The sequence below is a fragment of the Anaeromassilibacillus sp. 1001302B_160321_C8 genome (assembly GCF_015554745.1).
In the GTDB taxonomy this organism is placed as follows: Bacteria; Bacillota; Clostridia; order Oscillospirales; family Acutalibacteraceae; genus Anaeromassilibacillus; species Anaeromassilibacillus stercoravium.
In genome coordinates, this window is the sequence record NZ_JADNJD010000002.1 from 141,325 (window position 1) to 157,659 (window position 16,335).

The window sequence follows — 16,335 nt, forward strand, 5'->3', positions numbered from 1 at the left end:
CGTGTTGGCCTACAGATGTTGTTACTCCCCGTCAGGGGGCGGCGATTTTGCCATGTTTCTCATGGTTATAGAACTATCACAGGATGGTCATGCCCCGCCTCGGGACGGAAACAGGCCCAGTGAAGTTTCATGGACTATAGGATTTCTATTCCCCGTAAGGGGGCGGTCATTCCCAAGGGTATGGTTTTCTATTGAACAGGTCCTTTCAAATCATTACATCCCGCCAGGGGACAAAAAAGAGCGCATCGACCCGCCATTGGGTGATGCGCTCTTTTTCATCGATTTTTTCAGAAAGGCCCTTCTGTTTTTCTCCCCCTTCAACCGAACAAAATAACAAAATGCGCAGCAGTCCGCCCCATTTGGGCGCCCGCCGCGCGTATCCTATTTTTTCCGCCTCCACCAGAGGGTGGGGCCTTCGTGCTCCAGCACAAACCGGCAACGCCGCAGGACATTTTGTGAAGGGCGGTTCTTGCGTTCCGTTTCTGCCAAAACGCTCTCCACATCCTCCCGCTGAAGCGCCCAATCGCACAGGGCGTCCACTGCCTCCGTCATATAGCCGCGGCGCTCGTGCGCCCCGCCCAGCCCATAGCCAATCTCCACCTCGCCGCGTGCGTTGGGCGGCGCTTTAAAATCAGCTGCGCCGACCACCGTCCGGTCCGCCTTCCGCAACAGCAGCCAGAAGCTATGAAACAGATAATTCCGCTCATCCATGGAGGTGATCTTCCACTGCTGCTGGACAATCTCGCGGAATGTCCCTTCGACCGGCTCGCCTTCATAATGGCAGTCCCATTCGCGTTCCAAAGCGGGCAGGTCGGAAAGCCATAAGCGCATCTGCCGGGCGCTCAGCGGGCAAAGGAGCAAACGTTTCGTCTCTATGGTCACAATGTTCCTTTCCTTGTATCTATCGGGACCGTTCCCTCTATGGGCACCGGTCCCCAGTTACAATCTTCAAAAGTTTCCACATCAGCGGAAGATAGGTGGCAATAAATACGGCCATTGCGCCAAACGCCGCCAGCTTCTTCACGCGTTTTGCGAGCGACATTCCGATCAGGACCCCCGCTGAACACAAGCAGAGCTTGATCAGAGCAAGATCCTTCCAATCGGACTGCCGTACATATTCATTTGCATAGGATAACCATTTATGCATCGAAACGGCCTCCTTTCGGTCTTCTCAGTCCAATTCCTTTTGATAGCCGTTCAGCCACGCCCGCTCCGAAAAGGGCTTTTTGACCGCCTCTGCCATGGATTTCGCTGGAACACCCACCGGAAGATATACCGCCACTGTGTATTCCTCTGGAACGCCAAGAAGTGCCCCCATCTCTTTGGCGCGTTCCCCGCGAATCTGTCCCTCGATCCACACCGAAGCGTACCCTTTGGCCGCAATCGCCAACAACATGTTCTCCACCGCTGCGGAATAATCGTGCACATGATAGGAAACGCCGCTGGAGGACATCGTCTCCTTTGTGAGCACTAGGATGGCAGCCGGTGCGGTCGCGGACCACTCCCTCCCATAGATTTCCGCCAGACGCTTGACCAGTACGGGATCGTCCACCCCAATCAGCTGGGTGGTCTGCAAATTGCAGCCGGACGGAGCGGCCAGCCCAGCCTCTAAAATCTCCCGAAGGTCGCTGCGGGGCACGGGCATGTTGTAAAATTCATTCCGATAGCTTTTTCGCGCACGGATGGCTTCCATGAGTTCCATAAAACCCCTCCCTTTTAAGCAGCGGATACTTGCATATCCGGTTTCTTTCATCATATCCTTGTAACAAAAAATTTGCAAGGCTCCGCGCGCATTATAACGGAGAAAAGGATCACTCTGGTTTTCCTTCTTGGAATAACTTGACATCCATAGGGGAATACGGTAGAGTGTGTTTGAAGAAAGGCCGCGGCAGAAACGCCGCAGAATTCCATTACAGAAGGGCATGCTTATGAAATTAAAGGAATGGATCGACGATCCCAAATTTACAAAAAAAGCCATCAAAGCAGCAATGCTGCTGATTACCTTTGCGGTACTCCTGATCTATGTTGTCTTCCATCTGGAACAAGCGGGTTCCATTTTAAACGCACTCTTCTCTCTGTTTAGCCCCTTTTTGATGGGCATTGCCGTCGCTTTTGTGCTCAATGTGTTGCTAAAGCTCTTCGAAGAGCGCATTTTTGGCTTTTTAAAGCGGAAAAACTCCAAAATTTGGCAGCGTTGTGGGCGCGGGGTCTGCGTCCTGCTTTCCTTTATTGTCGTATTTTTGATTGTGGGCGGGATCATTTTCTTTGTTGTCCCGGAGCTTGCCAACTCCATACAGATTTTAACCGCCGCGATACCGGGATACGTCAATAGCTTTACCAAGTGGCTAAATGGGGTCCTCACCAAATTCGACCTCACCCAGCTCAAAGAAGCCGTGATGCAGATTGATTGGTCTTCCCTGCTCACGCAGGCTTCCCAGGTGACCACGGATGTGGTGGGGTCGGTTGCCAACGCCACCGTCGGCGTTGCGTCCGGCATCTTTACGTTTGTCATGAGCCTAATCTTTTCGGTGTACATGCTGTACAGCAAGGAGAAGCTCATCCGCAACTTGAAGCGCGTCCTGTATGCCTTCCTCCCGGCCAAACGGGCACAGCAGGTGATCTCCATCGGCAGCCTTTCCAGCAATATCTTTTCCGGGTTTGTCACAGGGCAGGTGACAGAAGCGCTGATTCTCGGCTGCCTGTGCTATTTGGGCATGAGCATCATCCGCCTTCCCTATGCGTTATTAATCAGTGTGATCGTCTCCCTCACCAGCTTAATCCCCATTTTGGGTGCCTACATCGGTGGAGCGGTCGGCGCGTTTATTCTGCTGATTATCAACCCGTGGGACTGCCTGTGGTTCTTAATCTTCCTCGTCATCCTCCAACAGGTGGAAGGGAACCTGATCTATCCCCGCGTGGTGGGGACTTCCATCGGGCTTCCGGGCATCTGGGTACTGCTGGCTATTCTGGTCTGTGGCAATCTATGGGGGATTACAGGCATTTTGGTGGGCGTCCCGCTCTTCTCCGTCCTCTACACGCTTTTGCGCACAGCCACGCGTGATTTTCTCCAAAAGAAGGGGATAACGGATCATCAAGTGGAAAAAAATTGTCTATCGCCTGCTTCTGACGCCTCTTCGGGGGAAATGGACGCTTAAAACCGTCTTATCTGGGCAATTTTTGCATCATTTCCTCTTTTATGAATAAATATTTTTCAACTAGAAGCATTTTGTTTTTAAAAAGTGTATAGTAGTGTATAGTAATTAAAAGATAAACTTGGGAGTATAGGAGTTCTTGGATATGAATGAAATCATTACGCATAAAAGCATCAACCAGGAAAGGAGCCAGCTCATCAACCGCGCATTGGTGGCAGACCTGTTGCGGCAAGAAGGGGTCTGTTCCCGCGCTACGTTGGCACAGTTGTCCGGCCTAAAACAGGCGACCATCACCAATATCATCGGGGAATTCATCGAGTGCGGCCTCGTTGTGGAAACCGGGTTGATGAGCGGCTGCAAGGGGCGCCGGTCGATTGGCGTGACATTGAACGACGACCTGTATAAGGTTATCGGTATCCGCATGACGCGGCGCGCCTTTTATATCAGCATTGCCGGCCTGTCGGGAAAGGTCTATGCGGTGGAGGAATATCCCATTGGACCGCGCGACGACGTGCAAAACACCATTTCCCGTATCCGGAACGCCATTCAGGACATCCGCCGGGAAAATTCCTCGACCCATATTCCCGCCGTCTGCATGGCTATGCCCGGCCCCTACCGGGAGGACCGCGACCAGCTGCTCTTTGTCACAGAGCTCTCCGGCTGGCAGAACTTCCCGATCAAAAAGGCGTTGACCGAAGGGTTTGATATCCCCATCTACATAGCCAACGACGCAAATGCCAGCGCGTTTGCACAGCTCTGGTACCGCAGCAAAGAATACGGCATCCGCAATATGATCTATGTGCTGGCGGGTCAGGGCATCGGATGCGGCATCATCACCGACGGCAAGCTGGTCCTGGGGCAGCGCGGGATCGCCGGCGAATTCGGCCACAACACCATCAATTACCGCGGGGCTCTCTGTGAATGTGGCAACCGCGGCTGCCTGGAAAAATATTGTTCGTTCCTGGTCTTTTGCGAGAATATCACCCGCCGCCTACAGGCCGGCGAGCCTTCGATTTTAAGTGAAAATAACCTGACTGCCGCGAGTATCTCCGATGCGGTGAAAACCGGGGACAAAGTGGCGCGCGAAGAATACGAAAAGGCCTGTGAATTTTTATCGATCGGAATTGTGAACCTCATCAACCAATTCAATCCGGGGATGATCGTCATCGGGGACGAGTTGGCCGAGGTCGCACCGGATCTTCTGCTGAAAATCGTATGCGACAAGGTGCATGCCTGCATCAATCCTCTGGTGTACAACGATATTACCATCGAGGTAAACCGCCTGCCGGAGAGCCCCGCCCTATTGGGCGCGGCTGCTATTGCAGCGCAAAACGTGCTTTCCGATCCGACCAAGCTGATGAAGCACGAGAAAGAAGCATAAGGAGGAGTTCGATGGATAAACTCAAAGTTTCCATTCTTGGCGCGGGAAGGATCGCTGCAACCATGGCGGAAACCCTTGCAAAAATGGATGACGTTATTTCCTACTCCGTGGCCGCGCGCGACCTGGATCGGGCACAGGCTTTTGCGGAGAAATATGGATTTGAAAAGGCGTATGGCTCCTATGAGGAGATGCTCCAGGACGACGGCACGGACCTCGTCTATATTGCTACGCCCCACTCTCACCATTATGAACACGCCCTGCTGTGCCTCAACCATGGCAGGCATGTCCTCTGTGAGAAGGCGTTTACCGTCAACCGCAAACAGGCGGAAGAGGTGCTCGCATTGGCCGAGCAAAAGGGGCTGCTGATTACAGAGGCGGTCTGGACACGCTATATGCCATTCGTCAAAACACTTCATGATCTATTGGCATCGGGAGTGATCGGCAAAGTCTGCTCTATGGAAGCCTGTTTTGGATTTGAATTGTCCTGGCACGACCGGCTGGTCAACCCGGCCCTTGCAGGCGGGGCCCTCCTCGATATGGGAATCTACCCGCTGACCCTGGCTTCCATCGCGTTTGGCGACGACATCGCCCATATCGCCTCCCGCTGCATCAAAACAGACCGCGGAGTGGATGCACAGGACAGCATCCTTTTGGAGTATACGGACGGCAAGCTTGCCACCCTCACAACTTCCATGCTCGGCAATTTGCGCAATGAAGCGGCCATCTACGGGACAAAAGGGCACCTGATCCTCCCCAGCTTCTGGCACGCAGAAGAGATCCAGCTCTTTGTCGATGGGGAAGACACGCCCCACATCTATCCGTGCCCGGTGGAGATCAGCGGCTATGAATACGAAGTGCGCTCCTGCGCGCGAGCGATTGCCGCCGGGAAAACGGAATGTACAGAAATGCCCCATTCCGAAACGCTCTATATGATGGGATTGATGGACCGCCTGCGCGAAGCATGGGATCTCCGGTATCCGATGGAAGATATCTGATCTGCGAGTAAAACGAACCATATCGGACGGACATCCCATCTATATGCATGGGTTTTTCGGAGATAGAGCGATGCCATTAACCGGTTGAAAATTCTGCCTCTTACAAAAAGCCAGCTATATGGAAAAAGCGGAAATGGGCAACACCGCGAATGCTGTTGAGATAGAAAGGAGTTATGAAAATGGGTATCATGGGAAAATTGGCTTCTGGTTTTGCGGGGAATCTCAGCGAGGTTTCTCCTGAATCCTTAATGCAGGAGTTTGGCATGTATCTGATGGACGGGGAAACCATCACCACAGGTTTTAAGCTTATCCGTGATGTTGTGATTGTTACAAATAGGCGCATTATTGACTTTGACAAACAGGGAGCGACCGGCGCCAAAATGCGGGTGGATTCTATCAATTTAAGTTGCATTTTCCATGTATCTGCGGAAACGGCCGGTTTTGGCGTGGACGACAGCGAGATCAATATTTACTATATCACCTCGCCCTACTTTAAAGCCAACGGCGGTGTATCCACCGCAGAAAAGAAACTGGAATTTCCCAAAAAGTATAATATCCAGCCCCTTTATAAATATCTTCAGGAGATCGCCTATAACAACCACGAAGCTCTAAACCGCTAAACGAAAAGCCGCTTTCTCGCGTAGAAAGCGGCTTTTGAAAATGTTTATCTAACCGGTTCCAACGGATCGAATGGGCAACCTATGGAACTGGCGAAAAGGTAGTCAGAAGGTAGCCAAAACTCAATAGGATAAAAAAATAAACCGCACGGGGAAGCCAAAAATGGCCTAACCATGCGGTTTATTTGGAACATCGCAACACTATAGATGCCACGGCCTTCGCCCACTCGCAAGCGTCCTGCCGATTATATTTTTACTCCATAGTAGGTAGGTCTTCGCTATGAGCCTCCAGAGCTTCGATTCGGTGATCTTGAGTCAGGATCTCCATCTGGCTTATAGCGATGGCATTGAGTTTTGTCAGCCGTTCGGCCTGAGACATCCCCTCATTGATGAACACCGCATTCAGGTTCTCCAGATTGGACAGGCAGACCAGCTGAGAGACATTGGCGTAGTCACGGATATTCCCTTTCAGATCGGGATGGCTGTCCCGCCACTGCTTTGCAGTCATACCGAACAGGGCCATGTTCAACACATCGGCTTCACTGGCATACACCATGGAAATCTGCTTTGCGGAAAGCTCCGGCGGAATCAGGTTCTCCTTGATAGCATCTGTATGGATGCGGTAATTGATCTTGGCCAGATTTCGCTTGATGTCCCAGCCAAGCTGTTTCATTTCCTCGGCCTTGAGTCGTTCAAATTCTTTGATCAGATAGATTTTGAACTCAGGGCTGATCCACATGCCGAACTCAAAGGCAATGTCTTTGTAGGCATATGTACCGCCATATCTTCCGGCCTTTGCCCGCAGTCCAATTGCATGCGTCTTTTCAACCCACTCTTTGACGCTGAGTTTGTAGCTGTTCAAACCAGCCTGACTTCTAATTGCGGCGAATTCGCCATAATTAAAATCCGGGTTGTGGATCTGTTCCCATATCCCGAGGAATTCGACTGTGTTTCGGTTTCGCAGCCAGTCGGAGATGAAAAAGTCTCCGTCTTTCGCCCTGAGCATATCAGTCAGGGAGATATAATCCTTGTCGTCAATGGTGGTGACCGAAATTTCTGTCCCATGGACAATCAATTTATTATTCATTCAGAAATCACCTCCATGAATTGCTGATTGCAACTGGATATGGTGCAACAGCCCCCGGCAGCCTTCCTCCACATCCCGCCAGGTCGTGTCGAAATCGTCGGTGTACCACGGATCGGCCACCTCTCCGGGACGGTTGGTAAAGTCCATCAGCAGGTGCATCTTGTCGGCAAAATCGCCGCCGCAGATCCGGTACATACTCCGCAGATTGGCTCGATCCATGCCAATCAGAAGGTCGTACTTCTCGTAATCGCTGTTCAGAAGCTGCCGGGCTCGTTTGCCGGAACAGTCGATGCCATGCTCGGACAGCTTGCGGCGGGCTGGCGGATACACCGGATTGCCAATCTCCTCGGTGCTGGTAGCTGCCGACTCGATTTGAATGCTCTGCTCCAGACTGGCTTTCTTCACCAGATCCTTCATGATAAACTCGGCCATCGGGCTTCTGCAAATATTGCCGTGACAGATGAAAAGTACTTTTATCATATATCTAAAACTCCTTGAAAATGCTGATTTTTCTTGATTTCACACCACTTTTCGGCATTTCTACGACAGAGGCTCCACAACCATAACTTGGTATAACTACGCTTGTTTTGGCTTGTTTTTGCCATCATTTGTCGTAAATTCTGTCGTAAATTCAAAAGATTTACGACACGCACCTTTTACAGTGCGTTGTCGATTTCTTTGAAGATGTTTCTACTATTTTCTGCATTTCTTTCTCTGCATCATCATAGTTCAGATGCGTGTAGGTGTTCAGCGTTACGCTGATGTCACTATGACCCATAATATATTGTAGTGTTTTTGGATTCATTCCGGACTTCGCCATATTGGAACAGAAAGTGTGCCTACAGACATGAGGAGTAACTTTCGGCATCTGTACTCTATAAATCTTGTTGTATTTCTCACGGATATGCTGAAAATATTTCTCCCAGTGAAGTGCAACCATCGGACTGCCATTCTTGTCAAGAAACAGGAATCCTCTGTAGCCATCTACCATAGGCTCAACCTTTGGATTCTTTCTGCTGGCAAGAATACGCTGAAACGCTTCCTTTACTTCCGGTGTCATCGGCACCATACGTTCGCCGCTTTCTGTCTTGGTATCTTCAATGATATATTTCATATCTCTGGTTCTCTGTAGCTGATGATCCACGATGATTCTGTTATTCTCAAAATCAAGGTTTTTCTTCGTCAGACCAACAAACTCGGAGATACGGAGTCCTGTCTTAAACAGGATATAGATACCGTCATAGTACTTGCAGAAATGCTTGTCGTTCTTCACAAACTCCAGGAAATCTCTTTCCTGCTGTCGTGTAATAGCTTCTCTTGTGACGCTATCGTTCACAACAACGGTGTTCAGCTGAAACTCAAACGGATTCTTTACCAGCAAATCATCATCCACCGCCATCTGAAATGCAGGTCTTACAACACCACGGATTGTGTGGATGGAGCTGTAACCTCGTCCATCCATCTGCTGCATCTTAATCAGCCATTCCTTGGCATCGGATACCTTAATCTTGTCAATACGCTTCTGCCCAAAGGTTTCTTTCTTAATTACATTGACCACAAAGTTGTAATTCGACCTTGTGTTATGACGGACGCCTGTTTTCTGTGAAATATACTTTTCCACCAGTTCCAGAACTGTGAAATTACCGCCATACGGTGTGATATAGTTGTTCAAGTCCTTTTGAATCTGCTTAATCTTTTCTCGCAGGGAAATATCATCACGTTTTCCTACCGGAACTCGGTCAGTCGGAGTCAGCTTCCAACTGTACACTGTCTTTCTCTTGCCCCATGCATCCTGATACTTGTATTCATATTTCCCGTCTTTGCGCTGGCTCTCTCTACTGAATAACTTGCGGCCTTTATTGTCTCGTCTTACTTCTGACATTCAGTTTCTCCTTTCTATCAACCTAACTGTCATAGAAAAGAGCCAAGCTATGATATTCATATAATACCATAAACTTGGCTCCGAATCTATCGTGTATCTGCCGTTTTTATATAGCAGATAATTTTTCATCTACATATTGTTCAAACACCCTGCGTTTTATCTGAGGTCTTGAACCATTCCACAGAATGAACTCTGCATCCGGATCCTCGTCGATCAGCTTTCGCAGCTTCTTATCCCCAATATGAAAATATTTTGCAGCTTCCTGCACACTCAGAGTGTATTTTCTCCAGACAGGAATATCATACTTATCTACATTCTGATTTTGTTCTTTCATCATAGGCACTTACCCCCTCTTTTTCCAAACAATCTCGTAGCCCAATACATCTGCCAGCTCCACGGCTTCCTTATATCGCAACGTTTCTCGATAGAGCTTCCCTGACAGGTTAGAAATGCTCCTGCTCCATCCATACTGCTGTTCCAATTTTCCCAACACATCCTGCATGGTCATTCCCTCGCACACAAGATGAGATTTCACTTCATTTCGCACGTTCATTTTCGCTTACCTCCATAAAAAGAGCCTTGCAATGCGTAATGACAACGGAGTTCGGCAACCGACCTTAACAAACTGTCAAATCTCAATACAAAGCTCTGCTACTATAATTCTATTCTTTTTATAATTATGGGTTGTTTTGGTTGTCAGAATAGAAAATCTCATGAAAAATAAGGATTTTTCCAGACAACCAAATCGACAACCCGATAGCATTTTAGCTGGCAATTTACCCCTAATTTCCAAAGGGTAACTCCATCTGCTTGACTTCTTCCTCCGTCAGTTCCATAAATCCATCTAAAGGATTTGTTCCGGTTGCCACAGACTGGTTGTCACGCTCCCAGCCTTTCTGTCTGCCATATCCGGCAAAATGCCTCGGGTTCGTGAACTGCTTCCATCCCACAATGGAGTTGTTCATAATATCGTTGATTTCACGGATTTCCCATTGCTTTGGCTCATCAAATGGATGATTCAAAGCTTCCTTATACAGCATCTTGGAGCAAACCATATTTCCGCTGTATACATCCAAAAATCCTTGAATCATTCCTGCTTTGGTATCTTCCGGCATGAACTGCTTCTGAAATTCTTTCAGATACTGTTCCATTTCCTTTGAAAGGGAAAGTTGATACTTTTTGCTTCGATAAATCACCATAGCTTCTGCCCACATCTGTTCAATATAGGCTCTGGAAGCTTTTTCATCTGCCATAATGTGTACCTCAGCTTGTTCCGGATAAACCATAATCGGAAGAAACCTTCGGTTTCCGGTACGGTCAAGTGGCAGAAAATCCAATGTATTGGAAGTGCCACCGAACACGCACTGACGGAGCCTGTCATCCGGTTGCTTATCATAGGGAACTTTATAGGTTTCCTTCTGACGGCTGAGGAACGATTTAATATCTTCAATGCTTTTTGCGTTGGCTGTAGCAATCATTTCCGACATCTCCACGATCCAATGCCCCTGCATTTTACGAAACACATTATCATCATCCAACTTCTTCATATCATCCGTGAACCATTCGTCTTTTATTGCAAGAAAACGAAAGAACGTGGACTTACCGGTACCTTGTCCTCCCACAAGGCAGAGCATCATTTCAAATTTGCACCCAGGCTGAAATGCTCGATGGATGGCTCCCAGCATAAACAACTGCATGGCTGCACAGGTATATTCGTTCTTCTCCACTCCAAGAAAGTGGGGAAGAGCATTTTCAATGCGCTTCTCGCCATCCCACACCAGACTTTTCAGTTTTTCCTGAATCGGATGGTACTTATTTTTGTCTGCAATAATTGATATTGCCCTTGCTATTTTCATTTCCACACTCAGCCCATAAGTTTCTTCCAGATAAAGCATCAGATAATTCACATCCGTTTCATTCAGTACGGGACTTCTTTTATGCCACCATAACAGCCTCACAATCTCTATTTTTTCCGTAAACAGATTGTAGCAAATGCTTTTGTGAAGCACCTCATCCAGACGGAATACCGTAAGGCAGTTTTTGATGCTGTTCTTCACACCGCCGTTTTCCGTTCTGTCTAAGAGTTCTCTTACTTTTATCGGAGAACACGGCTTTTCCATATCACTGGCTGCTTCCAATGCCTGTTTCTGCTTCTCGGCAGATAAATTTTGAAACTCTTTGTTCAAGCGATGCCACCTCCTTCCCGTATTCCATCACAAGCAATGCTTTTTCCTCTATTTCTCCAAATACAAAAATACCCAAGAGATATTCCAGATGCGATTTTTCCTGTAAAGCTTCCACAAACAGCGGATGCCATATTTCATCTTCCTTGTTGGGAGCATAATCAATTTCCCACTTTTTCAGAAGATGATAATAGTCTGACAAAACCCGAAAGCAACGCTGCTCAGCTTCTGCATATATCTGTGCATTTGATTTTTTGCGTACCACTTTCTTCGGCTTTGCTTTTACAGGCTTGTTATCATAAAAAATTCCAAAGTCTGACGCTATCTTTTGTGCCGCTTCCAGTCTGCTGATACCATAAAGCCTTGATACAAAATCAATTACATCTCCATCAGCTCCGCACCCGAAGCAATGAAAACGATTGTCCACTTTCATGCTCGGAGTTCTATCATTGTGAAAAGGGCAGGATACCATGTTATTTCTACATATCTTTAATCCGTACATCTCTGCGGACTGTCTTGTTGTGACAGACTGCTTGACTGCATCAAACACGTTCATGGCTCATTCCTCCCATAGAAAAAGCACCTGACATTTTCGATAAAATGACAAGTGCCTGTTAGCGTTCCATATTCTTTTGTTTGATTTTCTTATCTGAATCACCATCCTTCTTCACAAGTTCTTTATTGCGCCGCAATTTTGCAAGCAGCGATTCTTTTGCTTTTTCCTTTACCACAGTCATATTCTTTTCTTTGATTGTTGATAGCTTCAATACGGTCAAAACCTTATTCAGAAGCTTGTCCGCCGTTTTCTTCATTCTGTTTTGCAGGGCATCCAGAGATTTACTGATAGCAAATTTTTTATCATCCGGAACATTGCTTTCTTCTGTGATCCACTTCTGATAATTTGCTACAACCTCTAAATTCTGTTTCTGTGTTTCTGCAAAAACTGTTTCCGCAATTACTTCACAGGATTTCTCATAGGCAGTATCCGCAATTTCTTCAATCAGAGATTTTGCATCTTCCAACTTCATTGTAATTTCCGAAAGAGCCTGTTCCTTTTCTGCCATGACCTGTTTCTGTTTCTCAATAATAAAATCATTTTTCTCCAGATAGGCTTTTCCACCATAGATTGGCTCACGATCCAGTTGCAGGCCATAGCGTTCACAAATCTCAAACAATATTTCTCTGCACATGGCATCAAAAGTCTGCTTGCGATTGTTGTGTCGACCTTTTGGTTTAGTTGAATCTGGAAGCGGTATTCCCAGTTCCTCCAATGCCTTTTCCTGTTGTGGGCAAAGCTCACCGTATTGATTTTTACAATCAAATACATGACGTTCCTGAATGTGAGGTGTTCCCTCATCCAAGTGCAATGCCCAGTTCAGAATGTGAACATGAGTGCCGAACCTGCTTTCCATTTCTCCAAAAAAATCATTTGCCACCTGCAACAAAATTTCTGGCGGTACAGATTCTTCTACTGTGCCAATCTGATAAATAGTTTCTTCCGGACAGGTCTTTTTATTTTTCAGCAAGTCCTCCACGGTTCTGTTCCTCTCCGGATGTCTGTTTTTTATATTTCTCTCATTCTGAAAGAAAATGAAATCGCCATATTGGGCGGTGTAATACATCTGCTCAACTTTTTCAAAAGAAAAATCCTGTTCGGCATCTGCATTACGATTATCGGAAGTTGTGATACCACGATAACAGTCCCAATAAATATTTCTTTTAGCTCGTTCCGCATCAATGTGTTCACTGTTTTCCAAATCGAACCTACGGTCATTATGCTTGGGATTGTAAGCACCATTTTTACCGGAACGACCATTGTGTCGTGTCAGCCTCAAAGGTTTTTCCTCCATTTCTTTTTGAGTTTTATCAAGGAAATTGAAGCAGCTTTGCTGCTGTCCTGCTTCATTTATGCGCAGGTAATACCCAGTATTAAGTGGCGAAACGCCACTGACTGGGCAAGGCGTTTCACCCTTGACCCGATGGGGCTGGCTGCCCTCAACCCGCCAATGGGCATTGCCCCTTGACCCCAACAGGGCGCTTCACCCCTGTACCCGGCACAAAGGGATTGCATCCCTCTGTACTCCTACCCGAAAAAGCTGACGGCAAAAAACATAGCCAGTCAGCTTTTCCGATTTTTGAAGAAGACCCCTCAATCGCTTTCTTCAAAAAGAAAAACCGATGCATTTCTCTTTTACGAAAAACACATCGGTTCTTTGCACAAATTTTTATAGCGTGGTTTCATTGTTGCATCGTTCCGGCAGACTCAGGAAACCTTGCAGCAATGCACCGGGAACTGAAACTTTTTCTCCGTTTCTCCAAACAATACAATAATCAAATTACCTTGGATTTCTTTTACCGTCTCCATGCCGAAGTTGACTGCCACCTTTATCAGAGAAAGATTGACTTTCTTTTCGGGCTTTGGCGGAACCGGCTTCGGAATAGCCGACACATATACCGAGCTTTTTGAGATTTTATAGGGCGCTGGTTTCTCGGCAATTAAGTTCACTTTTTATATGAATACATGGAAACAATCTCATTCTACACCCATTGAATCTACTTTTTTGTCGCCTGTTCTACTTGATCCATATACATTTTCAGTAATTCCCCATACTCACAATAGAATTCAACTGGTCTTTCCGGATCATTGTTTTCATCTACAAAAGCAGCTGTGCATTGACCACAATATCGAAATTTATCACAATTTCTACAAGGAAATTTGAGACTTGCTTTTTTCATCACAGCTTCTTTACCTAAATACTCCCAACCTGTCTGGAAGTCACCTTCTAAAAGATTATATCTTGGATTTATTGCCTTGACACATCCTTGCATGTACCCATCATGAGTAATAAACACAAACTGTTCAGCAATGGCGCAAGGATACAAATAACCTTCTTTTTGTCGTAAAGTGGGCTGTTTTCGATCAGGATTTAATGCTACTCGATCCCAAAATTTTTTTCTTTCTGGATCGGTAATTTCAATCATAAATGCCTGCAGAGGCGATACTCTACAAGAAATAGGCTCTTTAGAGCCATCATTCATTGGGCGAATGTCCCATGCCAAAATAGAATTGTTTATCCCCATACTTTTAGCAAATTCTCGGATCTGGTGAATATCGTTATAATTCTGCCGCATTCCGATACATTTAATCTCAAATGGAATACCATTGTCCTTGAGTAGTTTTACCCCGTTTACAAACATAGAATACCCGTAGGGATTTTGTGTTACAGCATTATAGGTGGCTTCATCTGCCCCATACATTGTAACAGAAACCAATTCCGGTGGGTATTCTAACCATAAATTAATATGTTTTTCTGAAATCAGTGAAGCATTTGTCAATACCGATACCATAATTCCTTTCTTTTTAGCGTAACGGTAAATATCACAAAAATCCTTATGAAGCAAAGCTTCTCCGCCGGTAAAAAATAAATCAATGCAGTTATGCTTCTCCAGAATATCAATAACTTGAAGAATCTCTGATGTAGTCATAACTCTTTTGGATTTTTTACGATCAGATTCTGCATAACAATGAATACATTTAAAATTACAATCTGGCAAAAGCTCTATCCCAGCGCTAAAGGGTTCACGATCACCAGAAAAATTCTGTTCAATAAACTCTGGCCATTTAGTATTGGATGTTAAACAGTTCATTTCTAAAATCATTCCTTTCCATTTTCATCCATTATCAGAAAACCTTCTTGGAGAAGACTTTCGATATATGGAAGTAACTGCATTTTCGCCTCAACAGGCGAAATATCCGTAAAACGATTAGCAAGAATATCAGCTAACTGCTCAGCGCTGTGTGCCGATTCGCAATTTTGAAAAATCATGGCAGCTGTTTCATTAAGCAAAACAGCCTCTTTCGTGATAGAATTTCGACTAACTGGAACTAATAAGTAAAGGTGGTGTATAAATCGTAAAACGAAACATGAGTTTAATTTCATATATGACCATTCCTTTCTTTTTATATTCTTAACAAAGAAGTGAATTACTGTATATTTTTTCCATAACCAGGACACCCACAAGGCAAATCATCTTGAAAGACTTCACAATGCAGGCATGGGGTAATGTTTCGCCCTTTACACATTGACTGAATTTTTGATTTTGAATATTCTGTTATTTCCGAAATAGTATCAAACTCACAAAGCTTTCTTTTTTCTCCATATCCAATGGTGGAATAACAATGAGTTATTCCAAGATCATATTGGACAAAAGCTTTTGGCTTGCAGGTTATTCCCACTGCATCGTAGCTTTGTAAGATGTGAAATGTCTCCGTATCCATATAACATGGTGGAACCGGGCAATCAAAATAGGTTTTAATTCCTTCCGCTTTCCACTGGGAAATGTGTTTTGCAACAAAAGCATATAACTGCTGTATACCATCCCTATCTAATCCATGCTGTTTATTATTTTCCATGGCCTGTGAAATTCTGAGATGAGTAATTTGATTTTTTCTTATCTGCCCAAGTGCCTCCATAAACCTGTCAGCAAATGGTAAGCGATATATTGTTAAACCTAGTGCTATTTTGAACCCCATAGCCATTGCATCCTGTATATTCTTCTGAAATATATCCCATTGCTGATTCGTGTAAAACTCTCTTTCATTATAGTTTGCCAAAATAAAAATATCTTTCGGATTGCTAATGGAGATGTGGTTAAATTTTTCCGGTAAAGTTAAATTAGAGTAAATCACCAAAGGCGCTATATCAGCGAGACGCTCTATCATTATTGAAAATTTGGGATGTAGTAAAGGCTCACCTCCAGTAACATGAATACAATCCGGATGGGTTCGTTTGCAGAAATTCAGAAAATGCTCAAAATCGTGTAGCGATATGATTCCACCCTCTCCCTTTGGTGCAAAGCAGTATGGACAGTGTAGATTACAGTTCTCAGTAAACTGAATAGTTATTTCCTGATACATTTATCTTACTCCTTAATTAAGGGAATATTACATTATTTAATTAGATAAGCCACTCTTGACAAGAAAAAGTTAGATTTCTCTATCAAGAGTGGCTTTCTGTAGGCTACTTTTACTCTTTAT

General features: G+C 45.7%; 19 protein-coding genes. 4 read left to right on the forward strand and 15 right to left on the reverse strand.

Going from position 1 to position 16,335, the window contains the following annotated elements:
* Window positions 1–205: 205 nt before the first annotated feature.
* Genes I2E77_RS02095 through I2E77_RS02110 form a run of 4 tightly spaced genes read right to left on the reverse strand, consistent with a single transcriptional unit; the run spans window position 206 to window position 1,702 of the window.
* On the reverse strand, window positions 206–400 hold the full coding sequence (locus tag I2E77_RS02095) for a hypothetical protein (RefSeq protein WP_195450518.1): 195 nt from the start codon (window positions 398–400) through the stop codon (window positions 206–208).
* Window positions 382–882 (reverse strand): GNAT family N-acetyltransferase, encoded by a 501-nt coding sequence (locus I2E77_RS02100; RefSeq protein WP_191395584.1) that lies wholly within the window; start codon window positions 880–882, stop codon window positions 382–384. The genes I2E77_RS02095 and I2E77_RS02100 overlap by 19 nt, the downstream gene beginning before the upstream one ends.
* 37 nt (window positions 883–919) lie before the next feature.
* The gene (locus I2E77_RS02105; protein ID WP_087230411.1) at window positions 920–1,147 is read right to left on the reverse strand and encodes a hypothetical protein; all 228 of its coding nucleotides are present in this window, start codon (window positions 1,145–1,147) and stop codon (window positions 920–922) included.
* Between the two features lie 24 nt (window positions 1,148–1,171).
* On the reverse strand, window positions 1,172–1,702 hold the full coding sequence (locus tag I2E77_RS02110; protein ID WP_195450519.1) for a nitroreductase family protein: 531 nt from the start codon (window positions 1,700–1,702) through the stop codon (window positions 1,172–1,174).
* Between the two features lie 226 nt (window positions 1,703–1,928).
* Between I2E77_RS02110 and I2E77_RS02115 the strand changes: the two genes are divergently transcribed.
* The 4 genes from I2E77_RS02115 (at window position 1,929) to I2E77_RS02130 (ending at window position 6,148) form a co-directional block, all read left to right on the forward strand.
* Window positions 1,929–3,155 carry an AI-2E family transporter gene (locus tag I2E77_RS02115; protein WP_191363088.1) on the forward strand — a complete coding sequence of 409 codons (1,227 nt, stop codon included), beginning with the start codon at window positions 1,929–1,931 and terminating at the stop codon, window positions 3,153–3,155.
* 142 nt (window positions 3,156–3,297) lie between these two features.
* Window positions 3,298–4,533 (forward strand): ROK family protein, encoded by a 1,236-nt coding sequence (locus tag I2E77_RS02120; RefSeq protein ID WP_087230403.1) that lies wholly within the window; start codon window positions 3,298–3,300, stop codon window positions 4,531–4,533.
* An 11-nt stretch (window positions 4,534–4,544) separates the two neighbouring features.
* Entirely contained in the window at window positions 4,545–5,528 is a 984-nt protein-coding gene (locus tag I2E77_RS02125; RefSeq protein ID WP_087230400.1) for a Gfo/Idh/MocA family protein, read from the forward strand.
* Between the two features lie 179 nt (window positions 5,529–5,707).
* Window positions 5,708–6,148 (forward strand): PH domain-containing protein, encoded by a 441-nt coding sequence (locus tag I2E77_RS02130; RefSeq protein WP_195450520.1) that lies wholly within the window; start codon window positions 5,708–5,710, stop codon window positions 6,146–6,148.
* Window positions 6,149–6,398: 250 nt separating this feature from the next.
* Here I2E77_RS02130 and I2E77_RS02135 read toward each other — a convergent pair whose 3' ends face one another.
* From I2E77_RS02135 to I2E77_RS02185, 11 genes are all read right to left on the reverse strand, one after another.
* The gene (locus I2E77_RS02135) at window positions 6,399–7,232 is read right to left on the reverse strand and encodes a KilA-N domain-containing protein (RefSeq protein ID WP_195450521.1); all 834 of its coding nucleotides are present in this window, start codon (window positions 7,230–7,232) and stop codon (window positions 6,399–6,401) included.
* On the reverse strand, window positions 7,233–7,712 hold the full coding sequence (locus I2E77_RS02140) for a low molecular weight protein-tyrosine-phosphatase (RefSeq protein WP_195450522.1): 480 nt from the start codon (window positions 7,710–7,712) through the stop codon (window positions 7,233–7,235).
* A gap of 160 nt (window positions 7,713–7,872) precedes the next feature.
* Window positions 7,873–9,114, reverse strand: a complete 1,242-nt coding sequence (locus I2E77_RS02145; RefSeq protein WP_195450523.1) for a site-specific integrase — start codon at window positions 9,112–9,114, stop codon at window positions 7,873–7,875.
* Between the two features lie 106 nt (window positions 9,115–9,220).
* A complete protein-coding gene (locus I2E77_RS02150) occupies window positions 9,221–9,451 on the reverse strand; it encodes an excisionase (RefSeq protein ID WP_195450524.1) in 231 nt (76 codons plus the stop codon).
* Between the two features lie 6 nt (window positions 9,452–9,457).
* Window positions 9,458–9,667 carry an LLM class flavin-dependent oxidoreductase gene (locus tag I2E77_RS02155; protein ID WP_195450525.1) on the reverse strand — a complete coding sequence of 70 codons (210 nt, stop codon included), beginning with the start codon at window positions 9,665–9,667 and terminating at the stop codon, window positions 9,458–9,460.
* A 229-nt stretch (window positions 9,668–9,896) separates the two neighbouring features.
* A complete protein-coding gene (locus tag I2E77_RS02160) occupies window positions 9,897–11,234 on the reverse strand; it encodes a virulence-associated E family protein (RefSeq protein WP_195450579.1) in 1,338 nt (445 codons plus the stop codon).
* 1 nt (window position 11,235) lies between these two features.
* On the reverse strand, window positions 11,236–11,853 hold the full coding sequence (locus tag I2E77_RS02165; protein WP_195450526.1) for a CHC2 zinc finger domain-containing protein: 618 nt from the start codon (window positions 11,851–11,853) through the stop codon (window positions 11,236–11,238).
* Between the two features lie 58 nt (window positions 11,854–11,911).
* Window positions 11,912–13,327: a plasmid recombination protein gene (locus tag I2E77_RS02170; RefSeq protein WP_243252492.1), complete on the reverse strand. Its 1,416-nt coding sequence runs from the start codon at window positions 13,325–13,327 to the stop codon at window positions 11,912–11,914.
* 523 nt (window positions 13,328–13,850) lie between these two features.
* On the reverse strand, window positions 13,851–14,945 hold the full coding sequence (locus I2E77_RS02175; RefSeq protein WP_195450527.1) for a radical SAM protein: 1,095 nt from the start codon (window positions 14,943–14,945) through the stop codon (window positions 13,851–13,853).
* A gap of 8 nt (window positions 14,946–14,953) precedes the next feature.
* Window positions 14,954–15,238, reverse strand: a complete 285-nt coding sequence (locus I2E77_RS02180) for a PqqD family protein (protein WP_195450528.1) — start codon at window positions 15,236–15,238, stop codon at window positions 14,954–14,956.
* 44 nt (window positions 15,239–15,282) lie between these two features.
* Complete coding sequence (locus tag I2E77_RS02185) at window positions 15,283–16,215, reverse strand: radical SAM protein (RefSeq protein ID WP_195450529.1); 933 nt, start codon at window positions 16,213–16,215, stop codon at window positions 15,283–15,285.
* Window positions 16,216–16,335 lie beyond the last annotated feature (120 nt).